General features: G+C 64.5%; 21 protein-coding genes and 2 tRNA genes. 7 read left to right on the plus strand and 16 right to left on the minus strand.

Annotation, left to right across the window (positions count from 1 at the left end; translation table 11 throughout):
- Window positions 1-79 precede the first annotated feature (79 nt).
- Window positions 80-1,840 (plus strand): diguanylate cyclase, encoded by a 1,761-nt coding sequence (locus tag DT068_RS22485; protein WP_119392144.1) that lies wholly within the window; start codon window positions 80-82, stop codon window positions 1,838-1,840.
- Window positions 1,841-2,137: 297 nt separating this feature from the next.
- On the opposite strand, the gene yacG is transcribed toward DT068_RS22485, so the two are convergent.
- The 9 genes from yacG to DT068_RS28140 form a co-directional block, all read right to left on the minus strand.
- Window positions 2,138-2,350 (minus strand): DNA gyrase inhibitor YacG, encoded by a 213-nt coding sequence (gene yacG / locus DT068_RS22490; RefSeq protein ID WP_119392145.1) that lies wholly within the window; start codon window positions 2,348-2,350, stop codon window positions 2,138-2,140.
- Window positions 2,347-2,985 (minus strand): Maf family nucleotide pyrophosphatase, encoded by a 639-nt coding sequence (locus DT068_RS22495; protein ID WP_119392146.1) that lies wholly within the window; start codon window positions 2,983-2,985, stop codon window positions 2,347-2,349. Before DT068_RS22495 ends, yacG begins: the two co-directional genes overlap by 4 nt.
- Before the next feature lie 13 nt (window positions 2,986-2,998).
- Window positions 2,999-3,217: a translation initiation factor IF-1 gene (gene infA, locus DT068_RS22500; protein WP_111197504.1), complete on the minus strand. Its 219-nt coding sequence runs from the start codon at window positions 3,215-3,217 to the stop codon at window positions 2,999-3,001.
- A gap of 179 nt (window positions 3,218-3,396) precedes the next feature.
- On the minus strand, window positions 3,397-3,843 hold the full coding sequence (locus DT068_RS22505; RefSeq protein ID WP_119392147.1) for an arsenate-mycothiol transferase ArsC: 447 nt from the start codon (window positions 3,841-3,843) through the stop codon (window positions 3,397-3,399).
- A 9-nt stretch (window positions 3,844-3,852) separates the two neighbouring features.
- Entirely contained in the window at window positions 3,853-4,341 is a 489-nt protein-coding gene (locus tag DT068_RS22510; protein ID WP_119392148.1) for a UPF0262 family protein, read from the minus strand.
- Window positions 4,342-4,643: 302 nt separating this feature from the next.
- Window positions 4,644-5,066 (minus strand): DUF2948 family protein, encoded by a 423-nt coding sequence (locus DT068_RS22515; RefSeq protein WP_119392149.1) that lies wholly within the window; start codon window positions 5,064-5,066, stop codon window positions 4,644-4,646.
- A gap of 23 nt (window positions 5,067-5,089) precedes the next feature.
- On the minus strand, window positions 5,090-6,382 hold the full coding sequence (gene murA / locus DT068_RS22520) for a UDP-N-acetylglucosamine 1-carboxyvinyltransferase (RefSeq protein ID WP_119392150.1): 1,293 nt from the start codon (window positions 6,380-6,382) through the stop codon (window positions 5,090-5,092).
- Between the two features lie 103 nt (window positions 6,383-6,485).
- Entirely contained in the window at window positions 6,486-6,635 is a 150-nt protein-coding gene (locus DT068_RS28135) for a hypothetical protein (protein WP_162914378.1), read from the minus strand.
- A gap of 510 nt (window positions 6,636-7,145) precedes the next feature.
- On the minus strand, window positions 7,146-7,406 hold the full coding sequence (locus tag DT068_RS28140) for a metallothionein (protein WP_162914379.1): 261 nt from the start codon (window positions 7,404-7,406) through the stop codon (window positions 7,146-7,148).
- Between the two features lie 109 nt (window positions 7,407-7,515).
- Between DT068_RS28140 and DT068_RS22530 the strand changes: the two genes are divergently transcribed.
- The 3 genes from DT068_RS22530 (at window position 7,516) to DT068_RS22540 (ending at window position 9,310) form a co-directional block, all read left to right on the plus strand.
- A tRNA-Thr gene (locus DT068_RS22530) sits at window positions 7,516-7,590 on the plus strand.
- 55 nt (window positions 7,591-7,645) lie between these two features.
- Entirely contained in the window at window positions 7,646-8,629 is a 984-nt protein-coding gene (locus tag DT068_RS22535) for an adenylate/guanylate cyclase domain-containing protein (protein ID WP_119392152.1), read from the plus strand.
- A gap of 27 nt (window positions 8,630-8,656) precedes the next feature.
- Window positions 8,657-9,310 (plus strand): glutathione S-transferase family protein, encoded by a 654-nt coding sequence (locus DT068_RS22540; RefSeq protein ID WP_119392153.1) that lies wholly within the window; start codon window positions 8,657-8,659, stop codon window positions 9,308-9,310.
- 205 nt (window positions 9,311-9,515) lie between these two features.
- Here the strand turns inward: DT068_RS22540 and DT068_RS22545 are convergent, their stop codons facing one another.
- The 3 genes from DT068_RS22545 to DT068_RS22555 form a co-directional block, all read right to left on the minus strand.
- The gene (locus tag DT068_RS22545) at window positions 9,516-10,118 is read right to left on the minus strand and encodes a thermonuclease family protein (protein WP_119392154.1); all 603 of its coding nucleotides are present in this window, start codon (window positions 10,116-10,118) and stop codon (window positions 9,516-9,518) included.
- Window positions 10,097-10,555 carry a molybdopterin synthase catalytic subunit MoaE gene (moaE, locus tag DT068_RS22550; protein ID WP_119392155.1) on the minus strand — a complete coding sequence of 153 codons (459 nt, stop codon included), beginning with the start codon at window positions 10,553-10,555 and terminating at the stop codon, window positions 10,097-10,099. The genes DT068_RS22545 and moaE overlap by 22 nt, the downstream gene beginning before the upstream one ends.
- 139 nt (window positions 10,556-10,694) lie before the next feature.
- On the minus strand, window positions 10,695-12,518 hold the full coding sequence (locus DT068_RS22555) for an AsmA family protein (RefSeq protein WP_119392156.1): 1,824 nt from the start codon (window positions 12,516-12,518) through the stop codon (window positions 10,695-10,697).
- A 185-nt stretch (window positions 12,519-12,703) separates the two neighbouring features.
- Between DT068_RS22555 and DT068_RS22560 the strand changes: the two genes are divergently transcribed.
- Window positions 12,704-14,668, plus strand: a complete 1,965-nt coding sequence (locus DT068_RS22560) for an acetoacetate--CoA ligase (protein WP_119392157.1) — start codon at window positions 12,704-12,706, stop codon at window positions 14,666-14,668.
- 200 nt (window positions 14,669-14,868) lie between these two features.
- On the opposite strand, the gene DT068_RS22565 is transcribed toward DT068_RS22560, so the two are convergent.
- From DT068_RS22565 to DT068_RS22575, 3 genes are all read right to left on the minus strand, one after another.
- Window positions 14,869-15,564 carry a hypothetical protein gene (locus DT068_RS22565; protein ID WP_162914380.1) on the minus strand — a complete coding sequence of 232 codons (696 nt, stop codon included), beginning with the start codon at window positions 15,562-15,564 and terminating at the stop codon, window positions 14,869-14,871.
- Between the two features lie 61 nt (window positions 15,565-15,625).
- A complete protein-coding gene (locus DT068_RS22570; RefSeq protein WP_119392159.1) occupies window positions 15,626-15,859 on the minus strand; it encodes a hypothetical protein in 234 nt (77 codons plus the stop codon).
- A gap of 207 nt (window positions 15,860-16,066) precedes the next feature.
- A complete protein-coding gene (locus tag DT068_RS22575; RefSeq protein WP_162914381.1) occupies window positions 16,067-18,604 on the minus strand; it encodes a PAS domain S-box protein in 2,538 nt (845 codons plus the stop codon).
- 343 nt (window positions 18,605-18,947) lie between these two features.
- Between DT068_RS22575 and DT068_RS22580 the strand changes: the two genes are divergently transcribed.
- A complete protein-coding gene (locus DT068_RS22580; protein ID WP_119392161.1) occupies window positions 18,948-19,388 on the plus strand; it encodes a phasin family protein in 441 nt (146 codons plus the stop codon).
- A 116-nt stretch (window positions 19,389-19,504) separates the two neighbouring features.
- Window positions 19,505-19,581: transfer RNA gene (locus DT068_RS22585), tRNA-His, on the plus strand.
- A 24-nt stretch (window positions 19,582-19,605) separates the two neighbouring features.
- Here the strand turns inward: DT068_RS22585 and DT068_RS22590 are convergent.
- The gene (locus tag DT068_RS22590) at window positions 19,606-19,839 is read right to left on the minus strand and encodes a hypothetical protein (RefSeq protein ID WP_162914382.1); all 234 of its coding nucleotides are present in this window, start codon (window positions 19,837-19,839) and stop codon (window positions 19,606-19,608) included.
- Window positions 19,840-20,022 lie beyond the last annotated feature (183 nt).

Below are 20,022 nucleotides of genomic sequence, written 5' to 3' on the forward strand. Positions count from 1 at the left end.
GTTTTAAGCATAAGGCGCCCAGCCGGAGCGCATTCATGGTCTAGAGAGAATCTTAAATCTCTCCTACGATAACAGGGCCATGGCGAGATCGGATCGACCAGCTAAAGACATGCTCAGCCGGCTCGACCACGGCGCGATGCTGGCGAGTATCCTCGACAATGGAACGGTCGGGATCATGATGATTTCGCCCGACGGCCGGATCACCCATGCCAATGAAGCCTTCTGCCAAATGACAGGTTTCGACCAGGCGGAACTGAGCGCCATGCGCGAGAGCGACCTGGTGCATCCGGATGATGTCCGAACCTGCCAGCACGAGCATCGTCTGGTCGTCGAAGGCGAGGCGAGGCTGCTCGAGTTCAAGCGCCGATATGTCCGCAAGGATGGAGCGGTTCTGTGGACAAAGGGATCGGCATCGCTCCAGCGCGACAAGGAGGACGGCGCGCCGGCCTTCATCTTCAGCCTGATCGCCGAAACAGCCGGCGACAAGTCCGAGGCGACGATTGCATCTCTCTATGAAAGACTCGAGATCGCGCTCACCGCCTCGCGGATCGGCGTGTGGGAGATCGACTTCGATCCACCCAGAATGGTGTGGGACGCGCGGATGCGCGAGCTCTACGGGCTTGACGAAGACGAGACTTGCAGTCCCGAGGAATGGCAAGGCTTTCTCCATCGCGAAGATGTCGAGCGCGTCATGGCGGAATGGGATCGCTGCTTTGCGGGCGGCTCGCATTTCGAATCGCAGTTCAGGATTCGCCGCAAGGATGGCGCCGTTCGGCATTTCCATGCTCTTGCCCAGATATTCCGGGACGAAACGGGCAAGCCCCAGCGCGCCATCGGCGCCAACTGGGATGTCACCGAGAGGCAGATCCTTATCGAAAAAGCGCTGGCGGAAAAGGAACGCCTCAACGTCACGCTCTATTCGATCGGCGATGCGGTCGTCTGCACGGATGCGGCCGGTCTCGTCACTTTCATGAACCCCGTGGCCGAGAAGCTGACCGGCTGGACAGCGTCGGAGGCGATGGCGTGCCCGGTGATCGAGATATTCAACATCATCGAGGAATCTTCAGGCAAGCGGCCCGCGAGCCCTGTCGATCTGTGCATACGCGAAGACAAGGCCTTTACGTTCGAAGCCGGCACGATCCTCCTGAGCCGGACCGGCGAGGCCTATGACATAGGCTTCTCGGCAGCGCCGGTTAAGACGGCGGCAGAAGGCGTTCTCGGCTCCATCATCATCTTCAACGATGTGACCAAGGACCGCGCCGACCAGAAGCGGGTCGCCCGCTCCGCCTATCATGATGCGCTGACCGGCCTGCCCAACCGGGCCACATTCATGATCAAGGTCCAGAGCGCGCTCAACGAAGCGAAAGAGCAGGATCGCATGCATGCCTTGTGCTTCATCGATCTCGATCGCTTCAAGCTGGTGAACGATCAGGGCGGGCATGCCGCCGGAGATGCCTTGCTCTGCCATGTCGCGAAGCTGATCGGGCTCAGCTCCACCAGCAAGGACGTGCCGGCGCGTCTCGGCGGCGACGAGTTCGCCTTGCTTATCCGCGATTGCGGCATCGAGGAAGCAGAGGCGGCGGCGAACGCGCTGGTGGAAGCCGTCGGCAACATGGAGTTCCGCTGGGACGACAAGCTCTTTCGTGTCGGCGCGAGCATCGGGGTCACCATAGTGACCAGGGACTCCGCGTCGCTCGCCGAAGTGCTCGATGATGCAGACAGGGCCTGCTATCGCGCGAAAAAGTCAGGACGCGGACAGGTCCATGTCCGCCGGCCGAAAGAACGCCCGGCGGCTCGCGACAGCGAAGTGTACCGGACAAAATCGGCAAACCTCCACTAGCGCTTCTCGCGAACCGTCGCCAATTTTATCCTCGCCCTACAAGCGAAGCGCAGCGGGGAGAGGGTAGGGGCCCGCCGCGCAGCGGTGGGAAGGGTGAGGGGCGAAGGGCGGCGCAGTACTGCTTCATATGCGTGATCGAAGGGTCGAGTCTAATTCCCAGCAAGCCCCTCACCGTCCCGTTGCTCTCGCCTTCGCGAAGCCGAGATTTTCCTTCGACAGAGCAGAATCTTACTGCTTCGGCGGAGCAAGGTCGCAATGGGCCCCCTCCCTCTCCCCGCTAAAGCGGGGCGAGGGGAGTTACGTTTCCTCTTGCTGCGGATTCGTTGCCTCATCGCCCGGATCGGGCTCTTCCGCGGCGGGGACGGCATAGTGGCCGCCGAGCCAGCGGTTGAGATCGACATTGGCGCAGCGGGCGGAGCAGAAGGGATGATATTTCTGCGTGGACGGCTTGGCGCAAATGGGGCAGGGGCGCCGGGGCCGCAGCCTTACCGGATGGTCCTCGCCGGTCATATGCCGCTGTGCGGTGCGGTCAGCCAGGTGTAGTGGACAGGGAAGCCCGCACCCTGGAGCAGGTGCACCGTCTCATAGAGCGGCAGGCCGACGACACCGGAATGCGAGCCGCTGAGCGAGCGGACGAATGATTCGGCGCGGCCCTGGACGGCATAGCCGCCCGCCTTGCCGCGCCATTCCCCCGATTTGAGATAGGTCTCGACATCCTCGCGCGAGAAGCGCTTGAAGCGGACCTTGGTCTCCGAGCAGCGGCGCCAGGATTGTCCGCCCGGCGCCAGCAAGGTCACGGCCGAATAGACCCAGTGCGAACGGCCCGACAGCAGCCACAGGCAGGCAGCGGCTTCCTCCGCGGTCTCGGGCTTGGGCAGGACGCGGCGGCCGAGCCCCACCACCGTGTCGGCGGCGAGGACGAAGGTCTTGCTGCCGAGCTTCTTGACGAGCGGGGCTTCCTGCGCGGTGCGGGCCTTTTCGGCGGCGAGCCGGATGGCCAGGCGGCGCGGGGTTTCGCGCTTCATCGGCGTCTCGTCGATATCCGCCGGCATCAGCAGATCGGGCCTCAGGCCAACCTGCTCAAGCAAAGCGAGCCGGCGCGGCGAGGCGCTGGCCAGCACGAGCTTGACGCGGGTTTCCGTCATCCCCCCGGGATCCCTATTTGAAGCGATAGTTGATGCGGCCCTTGGTCAGGTCATAGGGCGTCATTTCGACCATCACGCGGTCACCTGCCAGCACACGGATGCGGTTCTTGCGCATCTTGCCGGCGGTGTGGGCGATGATTTCATGGTTGTTGTCGAGCTTCACGCGGAAGGTAGCGTTGGGCAGGAGCTCGGTGACCGTGCCCTCGAATTCAAGCAATTCTTCTTTCGCCATAAGGTTCCCTGGCTGGTTTTGGAGCAAATCCCGCCAAAGTTGTTAGACTTTGGCGATAAGGATTTGCTCCAACATATCAATTTGGCGCGACTCCCTGTCGGCGAAGTGATGCCACTTCGCCGGGATGCGCGCTATGCGGCTACCCATGAACCGGTTGCCCGGCAAAATCAAGCTCAGGGTTACACGCCTCGCGCACCCAAAGTCCCGAATCTGGCCCTGATTCGCCGCATCAGTCCATCGCGGACATCGCGGTAGGAATCGAGGATCGTCTCGCGGCTGCCCATGGTGGCCGACGGGTCGAGGGTGGGCCAGTATTCGGCCTCGATCGCCATGGTGCGGGTCATTTCGAGCGCCCGGTGATGGGCCTCGGGCGACAGCGAGATCACCACATCGAAGCTCGAATCCTCGAGATCGGCGAAGCTCTGCGGCTTGTGCTTCTTCAGGTCGATGCCGATCTCGTCCATCACGGTCATCACAAAGGGGTCGGGTTCTCCGGGCTTCACCCCGCAGGAAGCGATGAATACCCGGTTGCCGTAGAAATGCCGCGCAATGGCGGCCGCCATGGGAGAGCGGATGACATTCTGCGTGCAGGCGAAGAGCAGGGCGCCGGGAAGATCAGCCGCCATCGGTTGTGCTCAGCCGCGCCAATGCAGGACGCAAAGCAAGGTGAACAGGCGGCGCGAGGTGGCCGAATCGAGCTCGACCTTGCCATCGAGCCGCTCCTTCAGAAGATCGCTCCCTTCATTGTGCAGACCGCGGCGCGCCATGTCGATGGTCTCGATCTGGCTCGGCGTGGCGGTGCGGATCGCCTTGTAGTAGCTCTCGCAGATCATGAAGTAGTCCTTCACGATGCGCCGGAAGGGCGACAGCGACAGGCCGATCATCGAGACCCGCTCCTCGCGCTCGCTCCGGATGTCGAAGACGATGCGGCCGTCGGCGGTCGAGAGCGAAAGCCGGTAGGGGCCGCTCTCATGGCCGATCACGGTGAAGCGGTTGTCCTCGATGAGATCATAGATCGCGACGCGCCGCTCGTGATCGGCATCGGCGGAGAGCCCCGAGCCGATGCTTTCATCAAGCTCGACGGCAACGAGGCGGTTGCGATCCGGGGGAGCGGAAGCGGTCATGGTGCGGTCAAACTAGGCGAGATCGCCGGGCAAAGACAGAGTTGGCTCTCCCTCCGCCGCCGACCTTGCTCCGCCGAAGCGAAGCCTCGGCTTCGCGAAGGCGAGAGGCGGGGAGGGTGGCGCGCGGAACGCGCGTCGGGTGGGGTCTCTCCGCAAGGAATATCTCTCAAGCTATATTTGGCATGCTGTTCAGGCCAATCGTTCAATACTTCCCGGTGGGAAGACCCCACCCGGCGCTTCGCGCCACCTCCCCGCGCTTCGCGCCACCTCCCCGCGCTTCGCGCGGCGGAGGGAGATTTCATTCACCGATCATGCGAAGGCTGGTTGGGCGTTTCCCAGGCAGGGCCCAGATCCGCGAGGCGGGCTTCGATGCATTCGACCTTGAGATGGATGGCGCCGCCGCCCGAAAAGGTGAGGACGACGGTGCCGGAGGGCTCCTCGTCCGGCGTGAAGGAGATGGAGAGAAGCGACAGGATGGCGTCATCGGCGCCCTGGCGGATGCGCTGCGACCTGGCGGAGAGCACGCGATCGAAGGAGAGGCCGGTGCGCCGGCGCTCATAAGGCGGCTTCTGCGCCTGCCAGATGAAGCGGTTGGCGATGAGCGCGAATTTGCCGGACGCCTTCAGGAAGCGGATATCGCCCAGGGTGATGACCGCATCCTGCATATGGGCGGAGATGATCTCGAGATCGGCCGCGTCGAGGGCTGTCAGCTTGAGCAGGGACATGGTGATCTCTGTTCGGTCCGATGCTAGTGGCCCGAGAGGCGCTCGATTTCGGCGCCGCAGGCCTTGAGCTTCTCCTCGAGCGTCTCGAAGCCGCGATCGAGGTGATAGACGCGGTGGAGCGTGGTCTCGCCTTCGGCCGCCAAAGCGGCAATCACGAGCGACACGGAGGCCCGGAGATCGGTGGCCATGACCTGGGCGCCGGTGAGGCGCTCGACGCCGCGGATCTCGGCCGTGTCGCCATGCAGATGGATATCGGCGCCGAGGCGGGCCAGCTCCTGCACATGCATGAACCGGTTCTCGAAGATCGTCTCGCGGATGATCGAGGTGCCCCTGGCCCTGGTGGTGAGCGCCATGAGCTGCGCCTGGAGATCGGTCGGGAAACCCGGATAGGGCTCGGTCTCGACCTTGATGGGGGCGAGGCCTGCGCCATTGCGCTTGATGCGCAAACCGTCATTGGTGGATTCGACGTCGACGCCCGAGGCCCGCATGATCGTCATCACCTCGCAGAGCGTGTCGGCGCGGGCGCCGGAAAGCGTGACATCGCCGCCGGTCATGGCCGCCGCCATGGCATAGGTGCCGGTCTCGATGCGATCGGCGATCACGGCATGCTCGGCGCCATGCAGGCGGGGCACGCCCTCTATCCTGATCGTCGCGGTGCCGATGCCCTCGATGCGGGCGCCCATCTTGACGAGGCAGTCGGCGACATCGGTGATCTCGGGCTCACGCGCCGCATTCTCGATGATCGTTTCGCCCTTGGCGGTGACGGCGCCCATGAGAGCGGCGTGGGTGGCGCCCACCGATACTTTCGGGAAAGCGATATGTCCGCCGATGAAGCCTTTCGGTGTCCTGGCCACCACATAGCCGCTGTCGATGGTGATCTCGGCGCCGAGCTTCTCCATGGCGAGGATGTGGAGGTCGACCGGGCGGGTGCCGATGGCGCAGCCGCCGGGCAGCGACACGCGCGCCTCGCCGCAGCGGGCGAGAAGCGGGGCCAGAACCCAGAAGCTCGCCCGCATCTTGGAGACGAGCTCGTAAGGCGCCGTCGTGTCGGCAATCGTCCTGGCGGAGATGCGCATCGTCTCGCCGTCATAGCCGTTCTGGCCGGCGCGCTTGCCGGCAACGGTGATATCGACGCCGTGATTGCCGAGGATGCGCTGCAGGAGCCTGACATCGGCGAGGCGGGGCACGCGGTGGAGGGTGAGGGTCTCATCGGTCAGGAGCGAGGCGATCATCAAGGGCAGGGCCGCGTTCTTGGCGCCGCTGATCGGAATGGTGCCGTTAAGCGTGTTGCCGCCTCTGATCCGGATGCGATCCATCTCGTTCAATTTCCTCTGAAATTTTCCCCAAAACAGAGTCTGCCGCCGCGCCGGCATCCCTGGGAGCGGCCTAACAAGCATAAATGGCAGGGTCAGGGCAACCCTAGCCGTTTTTCGGCTCGCCGGGGCGCGGGTTTGCGGCCGCCCGGCTCTTCGCTTGCGCCTTGCGGCGCTTGAGATTGGCCCGGAGCGCCGCAGCGAGACGGGCCGAACGGTCGGGTGGTTTGGCAGGCTTGGACGGCGGTTTGGCCATGGCGAATGCTTGAACAGGCCCGGGGGAGCTGTCGAGGAGATATTTCAATCCTCCCTGGCGAGGACTTGGTCCCGCTGATGCCAGGAACAATAGCCTATGGGCCCGTGGGGCGCAGCCCAGCCCCGATACAGGGATTTACAGGGAATTACAGGGAATTTTCCCAAAAAAAGCGAGCGGTGCAGAAAGTCCAGGGATATCAGCTTGTTAAATTTTGCCCCTGTGCGGGAGCAGGGAAATCCGCTCCCTTGTCATGGCCTCCGGCACGGTCTTGCCGCCCGGAATATTCTCCGCTTCTTCCGGTATATTTTCGTCGCGAGGGCGTGCCGGACGGATCGAACCAAGCCTGTTCACCGGTGAAAAAAGCGAGTTTTGTTGAAGAGTTTCCTGCCCTTAGAGGGCTTCTGCAGTGAAAAGCGGGAGAACAGGCGCGGGCGGCTCGAAATTCCGGGGATCATGACATTTCCCAAATCCCACACCCTTGCCGTCCGCGAAGTCAACAGCCGGCGAGGATCAAGGTCCGGCGGTGGCGGTTTCGGCCGTGCGGTCCTTGAGGGCGCCGACACCTGCCTCTTTGGCGCAGTGGGCGCAGCAGAACATCCGTCCGTCGCCATCCTCGAGCCCATGCCCGATGATCCGGCAATCGCAATGCTCGCAATGCGGCGCCATGGCCGCAATGGCGCATTCGAAGCTGTCAAAGGTCATGCTCCGACCGGCCTGGGTGACGCGGAAGGATTTATCGTAGTCATTGCCGCAGACGTCGCATCTGGCCATGAGCATCCTGCCTTTCCGTTCCCCAGCACTGCGACAATGGGGGAAGGGGCACAAGGGTTCCAAAACCCCCTTGATCCGACAAGCTTTAGGCGTCATAAGGCGCGGCGGCGCTGCCGTAGCTCAGTGGTAGAGCACTCCCTTGGTAAGGGAGAGGTCGAGAGTTCAATCCTCTCTGGCAGCACCATTGCCTCCCGCTTACTGCAGCCATAGATGGTCTGACAAGACGATGAGGGGCATCGATGAACCAATCCGCCGAACGCAAGCTCACCACCATCCTCTCGGCCGATGCCGTGGGCTACAGCCGGCTGATGGGGCAGGACGAGGGCGGCACCTTCGCGACGCTGAAGGCCTATCGCGAGCTGACCGCCGAGCGGATCGCGCAGCATCGGGGCCGGGTGGTGAACACCGCGGGCGACAGCATCCTGGCCGAGTTTCCGAGCGTGGTCAGGGCGGTCGAATGCGCGGTCGAGACGCAACGGCTGATCGCCGAACGCAATGCGGCGCTTAGCCCCGACCGGCAGATGTGGTTCCGCATCGGCGTCAATCTCGGCGATGTGATGGTCGACGGCCATGACCTGTTCGGAGACGGGGTGAATGTCGCGGCAAGATTGCAGGCCATGGCCGATCCGGGCGGGATCCTGATCTCGGGAACCGTCTTCGATCATGTGAAGGACAAGCTCTCGGTGAGCTTCGATTCGCTCGGCGCCCAGGCGGTCAAGAACATGGCCACGCAAGTGCCGGTCTATCGCGTGGTGCTCGCGCATGGCGGAGAGGTGGCGCAACCGTCAGTGCCTGATCCGCTGCCTGCCGCGATCGCAGCGCCAGGTGAAGCGAGCGGCGCAAGGCTGCATCGCTTCTATATCAACAGCGTGATCGCCGGCGCTTTGATTGTTCTTGTGTTCGCGATCAACATGTTCTCAGGCGGCCCGCATTGGTTCCAGTGGCCGGCACTGGTCATCCTGCTCCTCCATGCGCTGCGCAGCATCTTCCTGTTCAGGGCGCCCAAGGCGCCGGCGACGCAGGCCTTGACGCCCGAAGCGCAGAAGGAAGCGCGCCTGCTCCGCTTCTACGCGAACAGCGCGACCGCCCTGACGCTGATCGCCTTCCTGTTCGGAATCAACATGTTCACGGAAGGTGAATACTGGTTCCAGTGGCCGACGCTCGCCATCCTGTTCATCTATGCGTTGCGCAGCATTTCCCTGTTCAGCAAGCGCATCGGATAGAGGCATGCGGCCATCCGAAGTCCTGCAATGACTCCCACCATCACCGCCTTCGAACGCTCACCCGACAGAGGCCGGGGACTGGCGCGCGACATGCGCGTTCGCTGGGCGCTCGAGGAAGTGGGCCAGCCCTATGACGTTCGTCTGGTTTCATTCCAGGCGATGAAGGAGCCGGCGCATCTGACGCTTCATCCTTTCGGGCAGATCCCGACCTATGAAGAGGGCGATCTCGCGCTGTTCGAGTCGGGCGCCATCGTGCTCCATATCGCGGAATGCCATGCGGGCCTGCTGCCCGAAGACGCCCATGCCCGGGCGCGCGCCATCAGCTGGATGTTTGCCGCTCTCGCCACGGTCGAACCGCCGATCGTCGAACTCTCCATGGCTGCTCTGCTCGAGCGCGACAAGGCCTGGTACGGTGAGCGCCTGCCGGGTCTCAGGGAAAATGTGCGCAAGCGGCTGGGCGAGCTTTCCCGCCGCCTCGGCGATGCCGACTGGCTCGATGGCGGCTTCAGCGCCGGTGATCTCCTGATGGTGTCGGTGCTGCTCAGGCTGAGAAGCTCAGGGATCCTGGACGAATATGCGAATATCGCCAACTATGTCGCCCGCGGTGAGGCACGGCCCGCCTATAGAAGCGCGTTCGCGGCGCAATTGGCGGTGTTCACGGCGGCGTCGAAGGGGGAGTGATCACCCTCGCCCTGCAAGCGTAGCGCAGCGGGGAGAGGGTAGGGGCCCACCGCGCAGCGGTGGGAAGGGTGAGGGGCAACGGGCGTAGCAATGCTGCTCCATCTGCTTGATCGAAGACTCGAATCCAACTCCCCGCAGGCCCCTCACCTTCCCATTGCTGCGCAATGGGCCCCTCCCTCTCCCCGCTGAAGCGGGGCGAGGGGATTCAGTCATGCGGCCCATCGCTCATATCGGCGCGGTGGGCGGCGCGCCAGTCTTCCGGGAGATCGAATGTGCCGCGCCAGATGCCGCGTTTGTCGCGGCGGGCTTCGGCTTCTTCCTTCACATAGGCCGCACTGTGGCGCGTATAGGCGATGGCCCAGCCGAGGCGGACCATCTCGGCGTTGAGCGTCAGATCGCCGACCCGGCAGCGCGAGACAAGGCGGCCATAGCGGTCGGCATCGAGGCCGGTGCAGTCGACGGTCTTGCCGGCGACGAGATTGCGCAAGGCCCGCGCCGCCTCGCGGCCGCAATTCCAGTCGCGGCCATTCGCGTCGCGGCAGGTCTGGCGGTATTCCGGCGCGTCGATGCCGTTGAGCCTGATCTCGTCCTTTCCGAGCCGGAAGGAATCGCCATCGATGATGTCGGCCGTGCCCGGCGTGACGGTGATCTGGTTGAAGGCGCGGATCGCCAGCAGGACGAGACACGCGGCAACGATGAACATCACGATATCGAGGAGGCTGCGCCACAAGGGCCGGGGCGGGCGCGGCGGGCCGCGGCGCCAGGACCTGCGATAGCGGCGATAGGCTACTGGTGCCGGCGATCCCATCGCCGCGCCGCCTGGTCGTCCTTGTCCTTGGCATCGACCCAGCGGGTCTCGCCGTCACTCGCCTCGAGCTTCCAGAAGGGCGCCTTGGTCTTGAGCCAGTCCATCAGGAACTCGCAGGCCTCGAAGGCGGCCTGGCGATGGGCCGAAGCGGTGATGACGAGCACGATGTCGTCGCCCGGAAGCAGCCGGCCATGGCGATGGATGACGAGGCTTGCCGCGATCGGCCAGCGCTTCTGCGCTTCGGCATCGATCTCGGCGAGCGCCTTCTCGGTCATGCCGGGATAATGCTCGAGCGTCATGGCATCGATCTCGCGGCCCTCGCTCAGCTCGCGCACCGTGCCAATGAACATCACCGTGGCGCCGCTTGCACGATTGGCGGACTGGAACTGCCGCAATTCGGCGGCGGCATCGAAGGGAGCTTCCTGGATACGGATCATCAGAGCACCAGTTTGCCAAGAATGGCGGGGCGCATCAATCGGGGAGGACTTCGCTCGTTGCGCGAGCCCCATCCGGCGCTGCGCGCCACCTTCCCCGCAAGGGGGAAGGAGGAAAAGCGACATCCGGTGCTTTTCACCATCAATCCGTCGAGCCGAGGCCGAGCTTGCGCAAGGCGGCATAGGCGGCGGCCGGGTCTTCCAATATGCCCGGCATGTCGGGATAGATCTGCGGCGCCGTCCATGGGCCCTTGACGTGGATGGCCACCGGGAATTTGGCGAATTGCGCCGTCGTGTCCGCGCCCGTGGTGACGGGAAGCTGCGGATCGACCTTGAGGTCGAGCGCCTGGCGCAGCAGGTCGATCTCACCCTTGCCGTTGAAGGTCAGAGCGGGGCCGGTCAAAATGAGATTGCTGGTCGCGGCGATGCCATCGGCGATCGAGAAGGTCGCCGACAGAGCGTCGAAGGCGGTGTTCGCGCGATCGTCGCGGTTCCAACCCTTGAGGATTTCGGTCGCCACCTTGGCGAAGCCCGCGGGCAGATCGACGCCGGTGAGATTTCCAGAAACCACGCGGAACGAGGCCTGGCCCTTCAAGGTGGAGATCATTTCGGCGAGCGACCTGCCGCGTGCCGTCAGCGCCAGGCTGGGCGACAGCTTGCCCTGCAGGTCGGCAAAGCCAAGTGAAGCGCTCAGCGCCTTGTCGGCGGCGAGGCCTTCGCCATTGACGCTGAACTGGAGGGCGGGCGTTTCGGACTTGCCGTCGACATTGAGGGCAAGATCGAGCGTGCCTTCCACATAGCTGGCCCGGGCGAGCTTGAGATCGAGAACGCCGTCGTTCAAGGCGACTTTCATCTGGGTGGGGCCGGTGCGAAAGGCGCCATAGGCGAAGGCATTGGTGGTGACATCGAGCGCCGCATCGAGGGTGCGCAAAGCGGAAAGATCGAGGGGGGCCTGCGACCAGGGCGCCGACAGGAAGGCTGCATTCGCCGGGCCAGGTGACGCGCCGTAGCGGCTGAGATCGATGGTGCCGACATTGACATGCGCCTCGAGCCTGGGCCGGTTCTTGCCGCGGATCATGCCGACATCACCCTGGCCACGCATGTCGTCGAGCGTGAACTGCGCATTGGCGAAAAGAAGGCCCTGGGCGGAAGAGTCGACGGCTCCCGCCAGCTCGAAGCGGGCACCGTTCATGCCTTCCGGCAGGCCGGCGCCGAACCATGAGGCGGCAAGCCCCAGATCCGTGCCCTTGATCTCGCTCTGGCCATCGAGCTCGAAGCCTTTGGCGAGCGCGGTGCGGCCGGAGAACTGGAAATTGAAGCCCGGCGCCTGCAAGGTGAGATCGGTGGGCGAGCCATCCTCGGCGACGCGCTGCGGCGATTTCAGGAACAGCGTGAAGGTGGCGCGCCGTTCGTTCCAGACGAAGGCGCCCCTGGCATTCAGTTCATCGGCGGGGCCTGCGAGCGAGGCCGTCGCCTCGACATTGGCGAAGACCTGTGCGGCGCCGCTTCTCTCGTCGAGATAGGCGATGCGGCCATTGACGATGCGAAGCGGGATGCCGTCCGGCTCGCCTTCGCCGGGCCTGGCGCCATAGTTCCAGTTGGCGCGCCCATCCGCACCCACCGCGAGATCGATGCTGGGCTCCTCGAGAACGATCTCGGCGATGCCATTTTCGCCGAAGCCCAGAAGGCCGTCGGCCGGCACGACGCGCAGCGTCGCGATATTGGCCAAGGTGGCGGAAGATGCGCCGCTGGGGGCGGGAATCACGACATTGCCGAAGGAGACGGAAAAACGCGGCCAGAAGGAAACGCCGGGCAGGCCCGATGTGGCGAGCCTGATGCCGGTTTGGGTCTCCAGACGTTGCGCAAGGTCAGCCGACACCGTCCTGATCCGGCTGGTCACGAGAATGCCGGCCGCCACGATGATGAAGGCGGTGGCGGCGAGGGCGATGAGGATGGTCTTGCGCATTCCGCTCCTTGCAGGAAATTACGGCGTGCAAGTCAAGAGTTGACTTGCAGGTCCATTCGGGGCCTTGGGAGCATGGAAATACGGCATGATCGTGCCATCCCGCATCTGGCTTGTCGCGGATGGACATGCTTATGAGGTCAGATTGTCGTGATTGGGGCCAATCACCGCGCGAGGAGGAGAAATCGATGTCGCAGGCCGAGCCATTATGGACACCCAGCGCCGAACGCAAAGCCGGGGCCAATCTGGCGGCTTTCAGCGCCCATCTCGTGAAAGCGGGGCATTCCGGCCCCTTGGGCACCTATCAGGAGCTTCACCGCTTCTCCACCGAGCAGGTGGAGAATTTCTGGGGGGCTTTGTGGGATTTCGCCCAGGTGAAGGCCTCGCGGCGCGGCAGCGTGGTGCTCGCCGATGGCGACAAGATGCCGGGCGCCAGGTTCTTTCCGGAAGCCAGGCTCAATTATGCCGAGAACCTGCTCAGGAAATCCGACGACACGCCGGCGCTCATCTTCCGCGGCGAGGACAAGGTCAGAAAGTCGATGAGCTGGCGCGAGCTCAATCATGCGGTGGCGCGGCTGCATCATGCTTTCGCCAAGGCCGGCCTCAAGCCCGGCGACCGTGTCGCCGCCATCGTGCCCAACATGCCGGAGACCATCGTCGCGTTCCTGGCCGTCACCTCGCTCGGCGGCATCTGGTCGTCCTGCTCGCCCGATTTCGGCGAGCGCGGCATCCTCGACCGCTTCGGCCAGATCAAGCCGCGCTTCCTCGTGGCCTGCGACGGCTATTACTACAACGGCAAGACCATCCCGATCGCCAACAAGGTCGCCGCGGTGCTGAAGGAGCTGCCGAGCGTCGAGGAGACGATCATCATCGACTATATCGGCCAGGCGACGGATATCTCCCGCACCTTCCCGCGCGCCGTCGCCTATGAGGACTATATTTCGCGCAAGGAGCTCGAGCCGATCAAATTCGCGCAACTGCCCTTCGATCACCCGCTCTATATCCTCTATTCATCGGGCACCACCGGCATTCCCAAATGCATCGTGCATGGGGCGGGCAATGCGCTGCTCAAGCATCTCTGCGAGCTGATCCTCAATTCAGACGTGAAGGCCGATGACAGGTTGTTCTATTTCACCACCTGCGGCTGGATGATGTGGAACTGGCTGGTGAGCGGGCTCGCCACGGGGGCCACGCTGCTCCTCTATGACGGCTCGCCCTTCGCGCCCTCGGAACGCGTGCTGTTCGACTATGCCGATGAAGAGGGGATGACGCTGTTCGGCACATCCGCCAAATATATCGATGCGGTGAAGAAGTCGGGCCTCAAGCCGCGCGAGACGCACAGGCTCTCGAGCGTGCGCACCATGTTCTCGACCGGATCGCCGCTCGCCGCCGAAAGCTTCGACTTCGTCTATCAGGACGTCAAGCGCGACCTGCATCTCGCTTCCATCTCGGGCGGCACCGATATCTGCGGCTGCTTCGTCGGCGGCAATGCCTGGTCGCCGGTATGGCGCGGCGAGATCCAGGGGCCGATGCTGGGCATGGCGGTCGATGTCTATGACGATGACGCCAGACCGGTGCGCCAGGAGAAGGGCGAGCTCGTCTGCACAAGGCCGTTCCCGTCCATGCCGGTCAGGTTCTGGAACGACGAGGGGGGCGAGAAATACCACAATGCCTATTTCGCGCGCTTCCCCGGTATCTGGTGCCATGGCGACTTCGCCGAATGGACGGCGCATGGCGGCATCATCATCCATGGCCGCTCCGACGCGACGCTCAATCCGGGCGGCGTGCGCATCGGCACGGCCGAGATCTATGCGCAGGTCGAGCGCATCCCCGAAGTGATCGAGGCGCTGGCGATCGGCCAGGACTGGGACAATGACGTGCGCATCGTGCTGTTCGTGCGCCTGCGCGAGGGGGCCGTGCTGGACGAGGGGCTGGTCAATGCGATCAAGCTGCAGGTGCGGCAGGGCGCGTCGCCCCGCCACGTGCCGGCGAGGATCGTCGCGGTAAAGGACATACCGCGCACCAAATCCGGCAAGATCACCGAGCTCGCGGTGCGCGATGTGGTGCATGGCCGGGTGGTGAAGAACAAGGAAGCGCTGGCCAATCCGGAGGCGCTGGAGCTTTACAAGGATCTGGCGGAGCTGAGGAGCTGAATGCCTCCCTCCGCCGCCGCAGGCGGGGAGGGTGGCGCGCGGAACGCGCGCCGGGTGGGGTGTCTATAAGGGGGAGATCCCTCCGACCGAGTGCTCAAATCGTCGACCGCCTTCTGGCTGAGAGACCCCACCCGTCCGCCCTGCGGGCGTCCACCCTCCCCGCGCTGCGCGCGGCGGAGGGAGATTGCATCCTTGCGCAATCATGATTTGGGATCATGCGGCGGCGTGGGCGCGCCGATGACGGTGTTGGCGATCGTGTCGAGTCTATCGGCGGTGCCCTGCACCTGGCGCAGAAAGCCGATGACGGACAACAGCCAGCCGAATGTGCCAAGCAGGAACAGGACGAGGCCGATCAGCGATCCGAAGAGCCAGAAGAGCCCGATCGCCAGGATCTGCAGGGCCAGCGCGGTCAGGCTGACGGCGAAGGGCAGGAGGGCGGACAAAGCCGCGATGTCCAGAATATGCCAGTCGGTCTCGTTGCGCTTGACGTGGCGTTTCCACAGCAGGACAAGCGTGATCCCGCCGACGGCAAGCGCCAGGACGAAGACGCCCAGGGCAATATCCGAACTCGCGGACAGGATGTCGCGCAAGGTGGTGAAGGCGGTCACCGGATAGCGGATCGGATTGATCAGCAGAGTCCAGTCGCAACCATAAGGATTGTCGCAGCTGCTCAACTGCCGGAAGAATTCCGGAACGAGAACGAAAGGCTGGATCTGGCCCAGATCGTCGACCATTTTCCAGGCGAAGTCTTCCAGCGATTTGGGCGAGACGCTGGCCAGCCATTGGCCGAGCAGCACGAGCACCACAGCAAGCCCGAGGATCATCCATCGGCGCGGCCCGCCTCGCCCGAGCCCCGTCCGGCTCAGGAACCAGCGCCACAGTGGAATGCTGTCCATCGCGCAACTTCCCCTAGGTGAAGGCTAGGTTCCCGGTCAGGCCCCGTCAATGGGCGTGGGGTTATCGGACCGCGACCGTCTCGACCACCCATTGGCCGGAGCCCGGCATTGGCGAGCCGTCCGGCGCGTGGCTGTTCGCGTAGCGGTACGCCACGGTGAGAGACCGATCTCCCGCCCACACCACGATCGTGCCCGCGCCCATTTCTATCCGGTCGATCGGCTCCATGAGCTCATGGGTCGCGTGCTGGATGGCCACACCGAGCAAGCGCGCTCGTTCAAATTGCGGTGCCATCATGGGCGTTGAACCGCGAGCGATTCTCCCTCCGCCGCCGCAGGCGGGGAGGGTGGCGCGCGGAACGCGCGACGGGTGGGGTGTCTACACAAGCGAGATCCCTCCGGCGTTGAGTCCAATCGTCGAATCCTTCCCGGCTGACAGACCCCACCCGTCCGCCCTTTGGGCGGCCACCCTCCCCGCGCTGCGCGCGGAGAGGGAGATGCGTGGTCAAACCGCGAGGACGCGCGTGGTCGGGAAGGTGATCTCGATCAGCGTGCCCTTGCGCGGCTCGCTCGAAATCTCGAACTGGGCGCGGTTGGCTTCGGCGAGCGCCTTGGTGAGCGGCAGGCCGAGGCCGGTGCCCGGCACGTTGCGGCCATCGGTGGTGATGCGGCGGAAGGGCTCGAGCGCTTCCTTGATCTCGGCATCGGTCATGCCGAGGCCGGTATCCTTGACGCGAAGCTTCAATTCGCCGGCCCTGGTCAGCTGGGCCGAGATGATGACCTGGCCGCCCGGATCGGTGAACTTGATGGCGTTGCTGAGCAAGTTGAGCATCACCTGGCTCATCGAGCGGTGATCGGCCACCACATTCGGCAGGTCATTGGGAATGGTCCGGCGCAGGATGACGCGCGCCGCGGTCGCCTGCTCCTGCACCATCTTGACGGCCTGGTCGATGATCTCGCCGAGCGCCACGGAGGTGAAATTGAGCTCGAGCTTGCCGGCCTCGACCTTGGAGAGATCGAGCAGGTCGTTGATGAGCGAGAGCAGATGCGCGCCGCTGGCATGGATGTCGTTCACATAGCCGCGATACTTGTCGTTGCGGATCTCGCCGAAGCGCTCCATGCGCATGACTTCCGAGAAGCCCAGTATCGCATTGAGGGGCGTGCGCAGCTCGTGGCTGATCTTGGCGAGGAATTCGGATTTCTGCCGGCTCGCCTGCTCGGCGGCGTCCTTGGCCTCGCGCAACTCGGCCTCGGTGCGCTTCCACTGGGTGATGTCGCGCAAGACGGCGCAGAAGGCCGCGCCCGTCTCACGCGCGCGGTGCAGGCGCCCGATGGTGAGGAAGAGGGGAACCACGCCGCCCTGCTTGACGACCGCCGTCACCTCGCGGCCGTCATTGAAGACGGTGGCGAGGCCCGGCCCCTGGAGGGCGGACAGATAATCGCGCAGCACCCGGCGGCTCTCCGGGGCGAGCAAGGTCGCCAGAGGCTTCTCGAGCACTTCGGCGATGCGGTAACCGAAAATGGCCTCGGCGCCGGCGCTGAAGGTGCGGATATTGCCGGCGCCGTCGAGGGTGATGATGCCGTCGGCGGCGGTGTCGAGGATGTTGCGCAGCTCCTCATCCTCTTCGGCGTGATCCGCGTCGTGGCCGGTTTCCGTCACGGGCCTCGCGGCGACGGCTTCCGACCGGACCGGCTGCGGCGGAGCGGGCTCCGGTGCCGCGGCAACGGGATCGGGCGGCGGCTCGGCCTTCGGCAAGGTGGCGATGATCTCGCTCTTCGGCTCCTCGCGCTTGAGGGGCTGGCTTGCGATGGCGGATTTGGGCGGCGGAAATGCCGCGCGCGCCGGGACAGGCTCGGCGCGAGCGGGCGGCGGTGCCTGAGGTTGAGCCGCGGCCGGCTCAGCCGGGGCTTCCATCGCTTCCGGCAATTCGGCGAGCGTCACCTGCAGCGCCGGGCCGCTGCGCCAGGCAATGGGCAGGGCGGTGAGATTGACCATGAGGCTGCCGCCATCGCCGGTCGCGAGCTTCGCGGCGCTGACGCCGCGCGGCGGCAGGCCGGAAAAGGCGATCCGCTCCTTCAGGCTGTCGACCGTCTCGAACCGCAGAAGCCTGAGTGCTGCGGGATTGGCATAGTGGATCTTGTCGTCCTGGACGATGATGACCGGATGGGCAAAGCTGTCGATCTTGCGGGTGACCACCGGCGGCAGGCCGGGCAGGGGCACCGGCACGGCCTGGACCTTCACTTGTACCGGCTTGACGGCCTGCAGCCTGTCGGCGCGGATCGACTTGCCCAGCGCCTCGAAGGTATGGGCGTCCTGGGGCGAGAGCGCGGGCTCGCTCTTCGCGGGAACGGGCGCCGGCGCGGCACCCGACGGCGTGCCGAGACGACGTTCGAGGGCGCGCCGGTCGGTCACGTCCTCGCAGATCAGGAGCACCGCAGGGTCTTCGCCTTTTTCGGCCGGCATCTGCCGGGCGGTGAGGCGGATCTCGCGCTCGCCATAGAGCGTGTCGAGCTTCCTGGTCATGCCGAGCGTGCCGGCCGCCGCCACGCGGCCGAGGAATTCCTGTGCCGAGTCCGGCCCGCCCAGAAGGCGATGGGTGAAGCGCCGCTGCTCGGCAGAGAACAGGCGCTCGGCGGCGGTGTTGGCGAAAGTCACGGTGCCCTGCGCCAGGAGCAAAGCGGGGAAGGGCAGGTCGCTGAAAGCGCGCGCCAGCTCGCCCGGCTGGCCGGCCGTCTCCTCGGCCTGCGCCAGGCCCCGGATGAGAATGCCGGTGCGGCCATCCGGCAAGGCATGCAGGCCGCATTGGCAGGCAAGGGGCGTCAAAGCGCCGGTCGAGGGAAAATGCAGGAGCGTCTTGCGCAGCTCGTCGCGCTTCAGCCGGCGGGCCAGGGACCCCAGATTCTCCACCCCGGGCTCGGCGCGGTCGAAGGGGCGGTCGAGGAGATCGAAGAGGGTCTCGCCGCCGAAATAGGCTATTCCCGCGCTATTGGCCCAGACGATGCGCGCCCGCTCGCTGTCCCACAGCCAGCAGGGCTGGGGCAAGGCCCGTAAATCCTCGAGCGATGGCTGGACCGCCTGACTCACCATATCGCGCCGCCGGCCTTCCGCCGGCAGCCCCTCCCTGAAGCCTGTCCCGCAGAATCGCGAGATCGGCCAATTTGTTTATAAACCAATGCTAAATGGTTACAATTCATCAATCATTTGTTAAGCTTAACGGTTGTGCTCCAAGTCTACCGGGCGACTCACTTGGTTTCATCCGGGGAATGCCTGTTCTCCACAGGCTCTTGCTGCGTCGCAAAAATATGTTGCGCTGCACAAAGGCTCTGACTATCTTGCAGGAGACGGTCACTGGCGGCCCCTTGGCCTGCCGACAAGGAGTTGTGACATGAGCAAGAAGCTGAAAGTCGTCGCGACGGCTGCCGAGATGCCGGCCGAGGTCACCGAATTCGCCCAGAAGTCGGTCGATCAGGCACAGGCCGCCTTCGACAAGGCGAGCGACCTCGCCCATTCGAACATGCAGTATTTCGACGCGGCCGCCGGCGCCTTCAAGGCGCGGACCGCCGATATCCAGCTCAAGGCGATGGAAATCGCCCAGATCAACATGAATTCCGCATTCACCTTCGTGCGCAAGGCTTTCGCGGTGAAGGACCCGACCGCGCTCATGGCGCTGCACCAGGAATTCGCGCGCGACCAGTTCGCCGCCTTTTCGCGCCAGGCGAGCGAGCTCAACGAGCTTTCGGTGCTGCTGGCCCAGGAAACGGTGAAGCCGGTGCAAGAGGGCGTCATCAAGTCTTTCGGCGATCTCGGCAAGACGATCGCCGCCTGATCGCGAGCCGATTTCCGCAGAAGAGGCCTGCTCATGCGAGCAGGCCTTTTTCCTGTCCGGCGGGCTTGAATTGCGCCAGGCTTCGGACTAGGTTGCGCTCCGTTTTTGGAGCCTGTGCAGCTGTAGCTCAGTTGGTTAGAGCGTCGGATTGTGGATCCGAAGGTCCCTGGTTCGAGGCCAGGCAGCTGTACCATCTCCGATACTTATCGGAGCTCCCTTACCGGTCCTTTCGCAGATTGCCCTGGACAGCGATGACGAGCCGGACAAGCGCATAGACGAAATAGGTGTAGGCGGCGAACAGGAGAGCGCCCTGCCAGATCTGCGTGCCCACATCGATGCCCACGCGCTGCCAGTGCTTGTAGAGGATCAGGGCTGAAACGCCATCCGCGACCAGCGCCACGATCGCCGGCATCCACCATGATCCCCGCCACATGCTCAGGAAGAACGTCATCACGATCATCACGAGCGTTATGGGACTTTCGAGCATCGTTCGAAGCGTTTCGACTATCGATCCAACGCGGTCCATCCTGGCGCCTCACCTCATCTGTCGTCCGCGGCCGTGCCGCCCGGGCAGCACAATCACATAGTCGATCGCGGCAAAGGGGGGAAGCCTCGGGGGCCAGGCAGCAGCCGA

This window comes from Taklimakanibacter lacteus (assembly GCA_003576695.1).
GTDB lineage: Bacteria > Pseudomonadota > Alphaproteobacteria > Rhizobiales > Aestuariivirgaceae > Taklimakanibacter > Taklimakanibacter lacteus.

Excerpts from the sequence above, each read along its gene's own strand:
- yacG (WP_119392145.1), bottom strand. The coding sequence starts at position 2,350 with ATGACCGGCGAGGACCATCCGGTAAGGCTGCGGCCCCGGCGCCCCTGC.
- DT068_RS22535 (WP_119392152.1), top strand. The coding sequence starts at position 7,646 with ATGAACCAATCCGCCGAACGCAAGCTCACCACCATCCTCTCGGCCGAT.
- DT068_RS22495 (WP_119392146.1), bottom strand. The coding sequence starts at position 2,985 with ATGACGGAAACCCGCGTCAAGCTCGTGCTGGCCAGCGCCTCGCCGCGC.
- DT068_RS28140 (WP_162914379.1), bottom strand. The coding sequence starts at position 7,406 with ATGGCCAGATGCGACGTCTGCGGCAATGACTACGATAAATCCTTCCGC.
- DT068_RS22580 (WP_119392161.1), top strand. The coding sequence starts at position 18,948 with ATGAGCAAGAAGCTGAAAGTCGTCGCGACGGCTGCCGAGATGCCGGCC.
- moaE (WP_119392155.1), bottom strand. The coding sequence starts at position 10,555 with ATGATCCGTATCCAGGAAGCTCCCTTCGATGCCGCCGCCGAATTGCGG.
- DT068_RS22485 (WP_119392144.1), top strand. The coding sequence starts at position 80 with ATGGCGAGATCGGATCGACCAGCTAAAGACATGCTCAGCCGGCTCGAC.
- DT068_RS28135 (WP_162914378.1), bottom strand. The coding sequence starts at position 6,635 with ATGGCCAAACCGCCGTCCAAGCCTGCCAAACCACCCGACCGTTCGGCC.
- DT068_RS22545 (WP_119392154.1), bottom strand. The coding sequence starts at position 10,118 with ATGGGATCGCCGGCACCAGTAGCCTATCGCCGCTATCGCAGGTCCTGG.
- DT068_RS22510 (WP_119392148.1), bottom strand. The coding sequence starts at position 4,341 with ATGACCGCTTCCGCTCCCCCGGATCGCAACCGCCTCGTTGCCGTCGAG.
- DT068_RS22555 (WP_119392156.1), bottom strand. The coding sequence starts at position 12,518 with ATGCGCAAGACCATCCTCATCGCCCTCGCCGCCACCGCCTTCATCATC.
- DT068_RS22565 (WP_162914380.1), bottom strand. The coding sequence starts at position 15,564 with ATGGACAGCATTCCACTGTGGCGCTGGTTCCTGAGCCGGACGGGGCTC.
- DT068_RS22505 (WP_119392147.1), bottom strand. The coding sequence starts at position 3,843 with ATGGCGGCTGATCTTCCCGGCGCCCTGCTCTTCGCCTGCACGCAGAAT.
- DT068_RS22560 (WP_119392157.1), top strand. The coding sequence starts at position 12,704 with ATGTCGCAGGCCGAGCCATTATGGACACCCAGCGCCGAACGCAAAGCC.
- DT068_RS22570 (WP_119392159.1), bottom strand. The coding sequence starts at position 15,859 with ATGATGGCACCGCAATTTGAACGAGCGCGCTTGCTCGGTGTGGCCATC.
- DT068_RS22540 (WP_119392153.1), top strand. The coding sequence starts at position 8,657 with ATGACTCCCACCATCACCGCCTTCGAACGCTCACCCGACAGAGGCCGG.
- infA (WP_111197504.1), bottom strand. The coding sequence starts at position 3,217 with ATGGCGAAAGAAGAATTGCTTGAATTCGAGGGCACGGTCACCGAGCTC.
- DT068_RS22590 (WP_162914382.1), bottom strand. The coding sequence starts at position 19,839 with ATGACGTTCTTCCTGAGCATGTGGCGGGGATCATGGTGGATGCCGGCG.
- DT068_RS22515 (WP_119392149.1), bottom strand. The coding sequence starts at position 5,066 with ATGTCCCTGCTCAAGCTGACAGCCCTCGACGCGGCCGATCTCGAGATC.
- murA (WP_119392150.1), bottom strand. The coding sequence starts at position 6,382 with ATGGATCGCATCCGGATCAGAGGCGGCAACACGCTTAACGGCACCATT.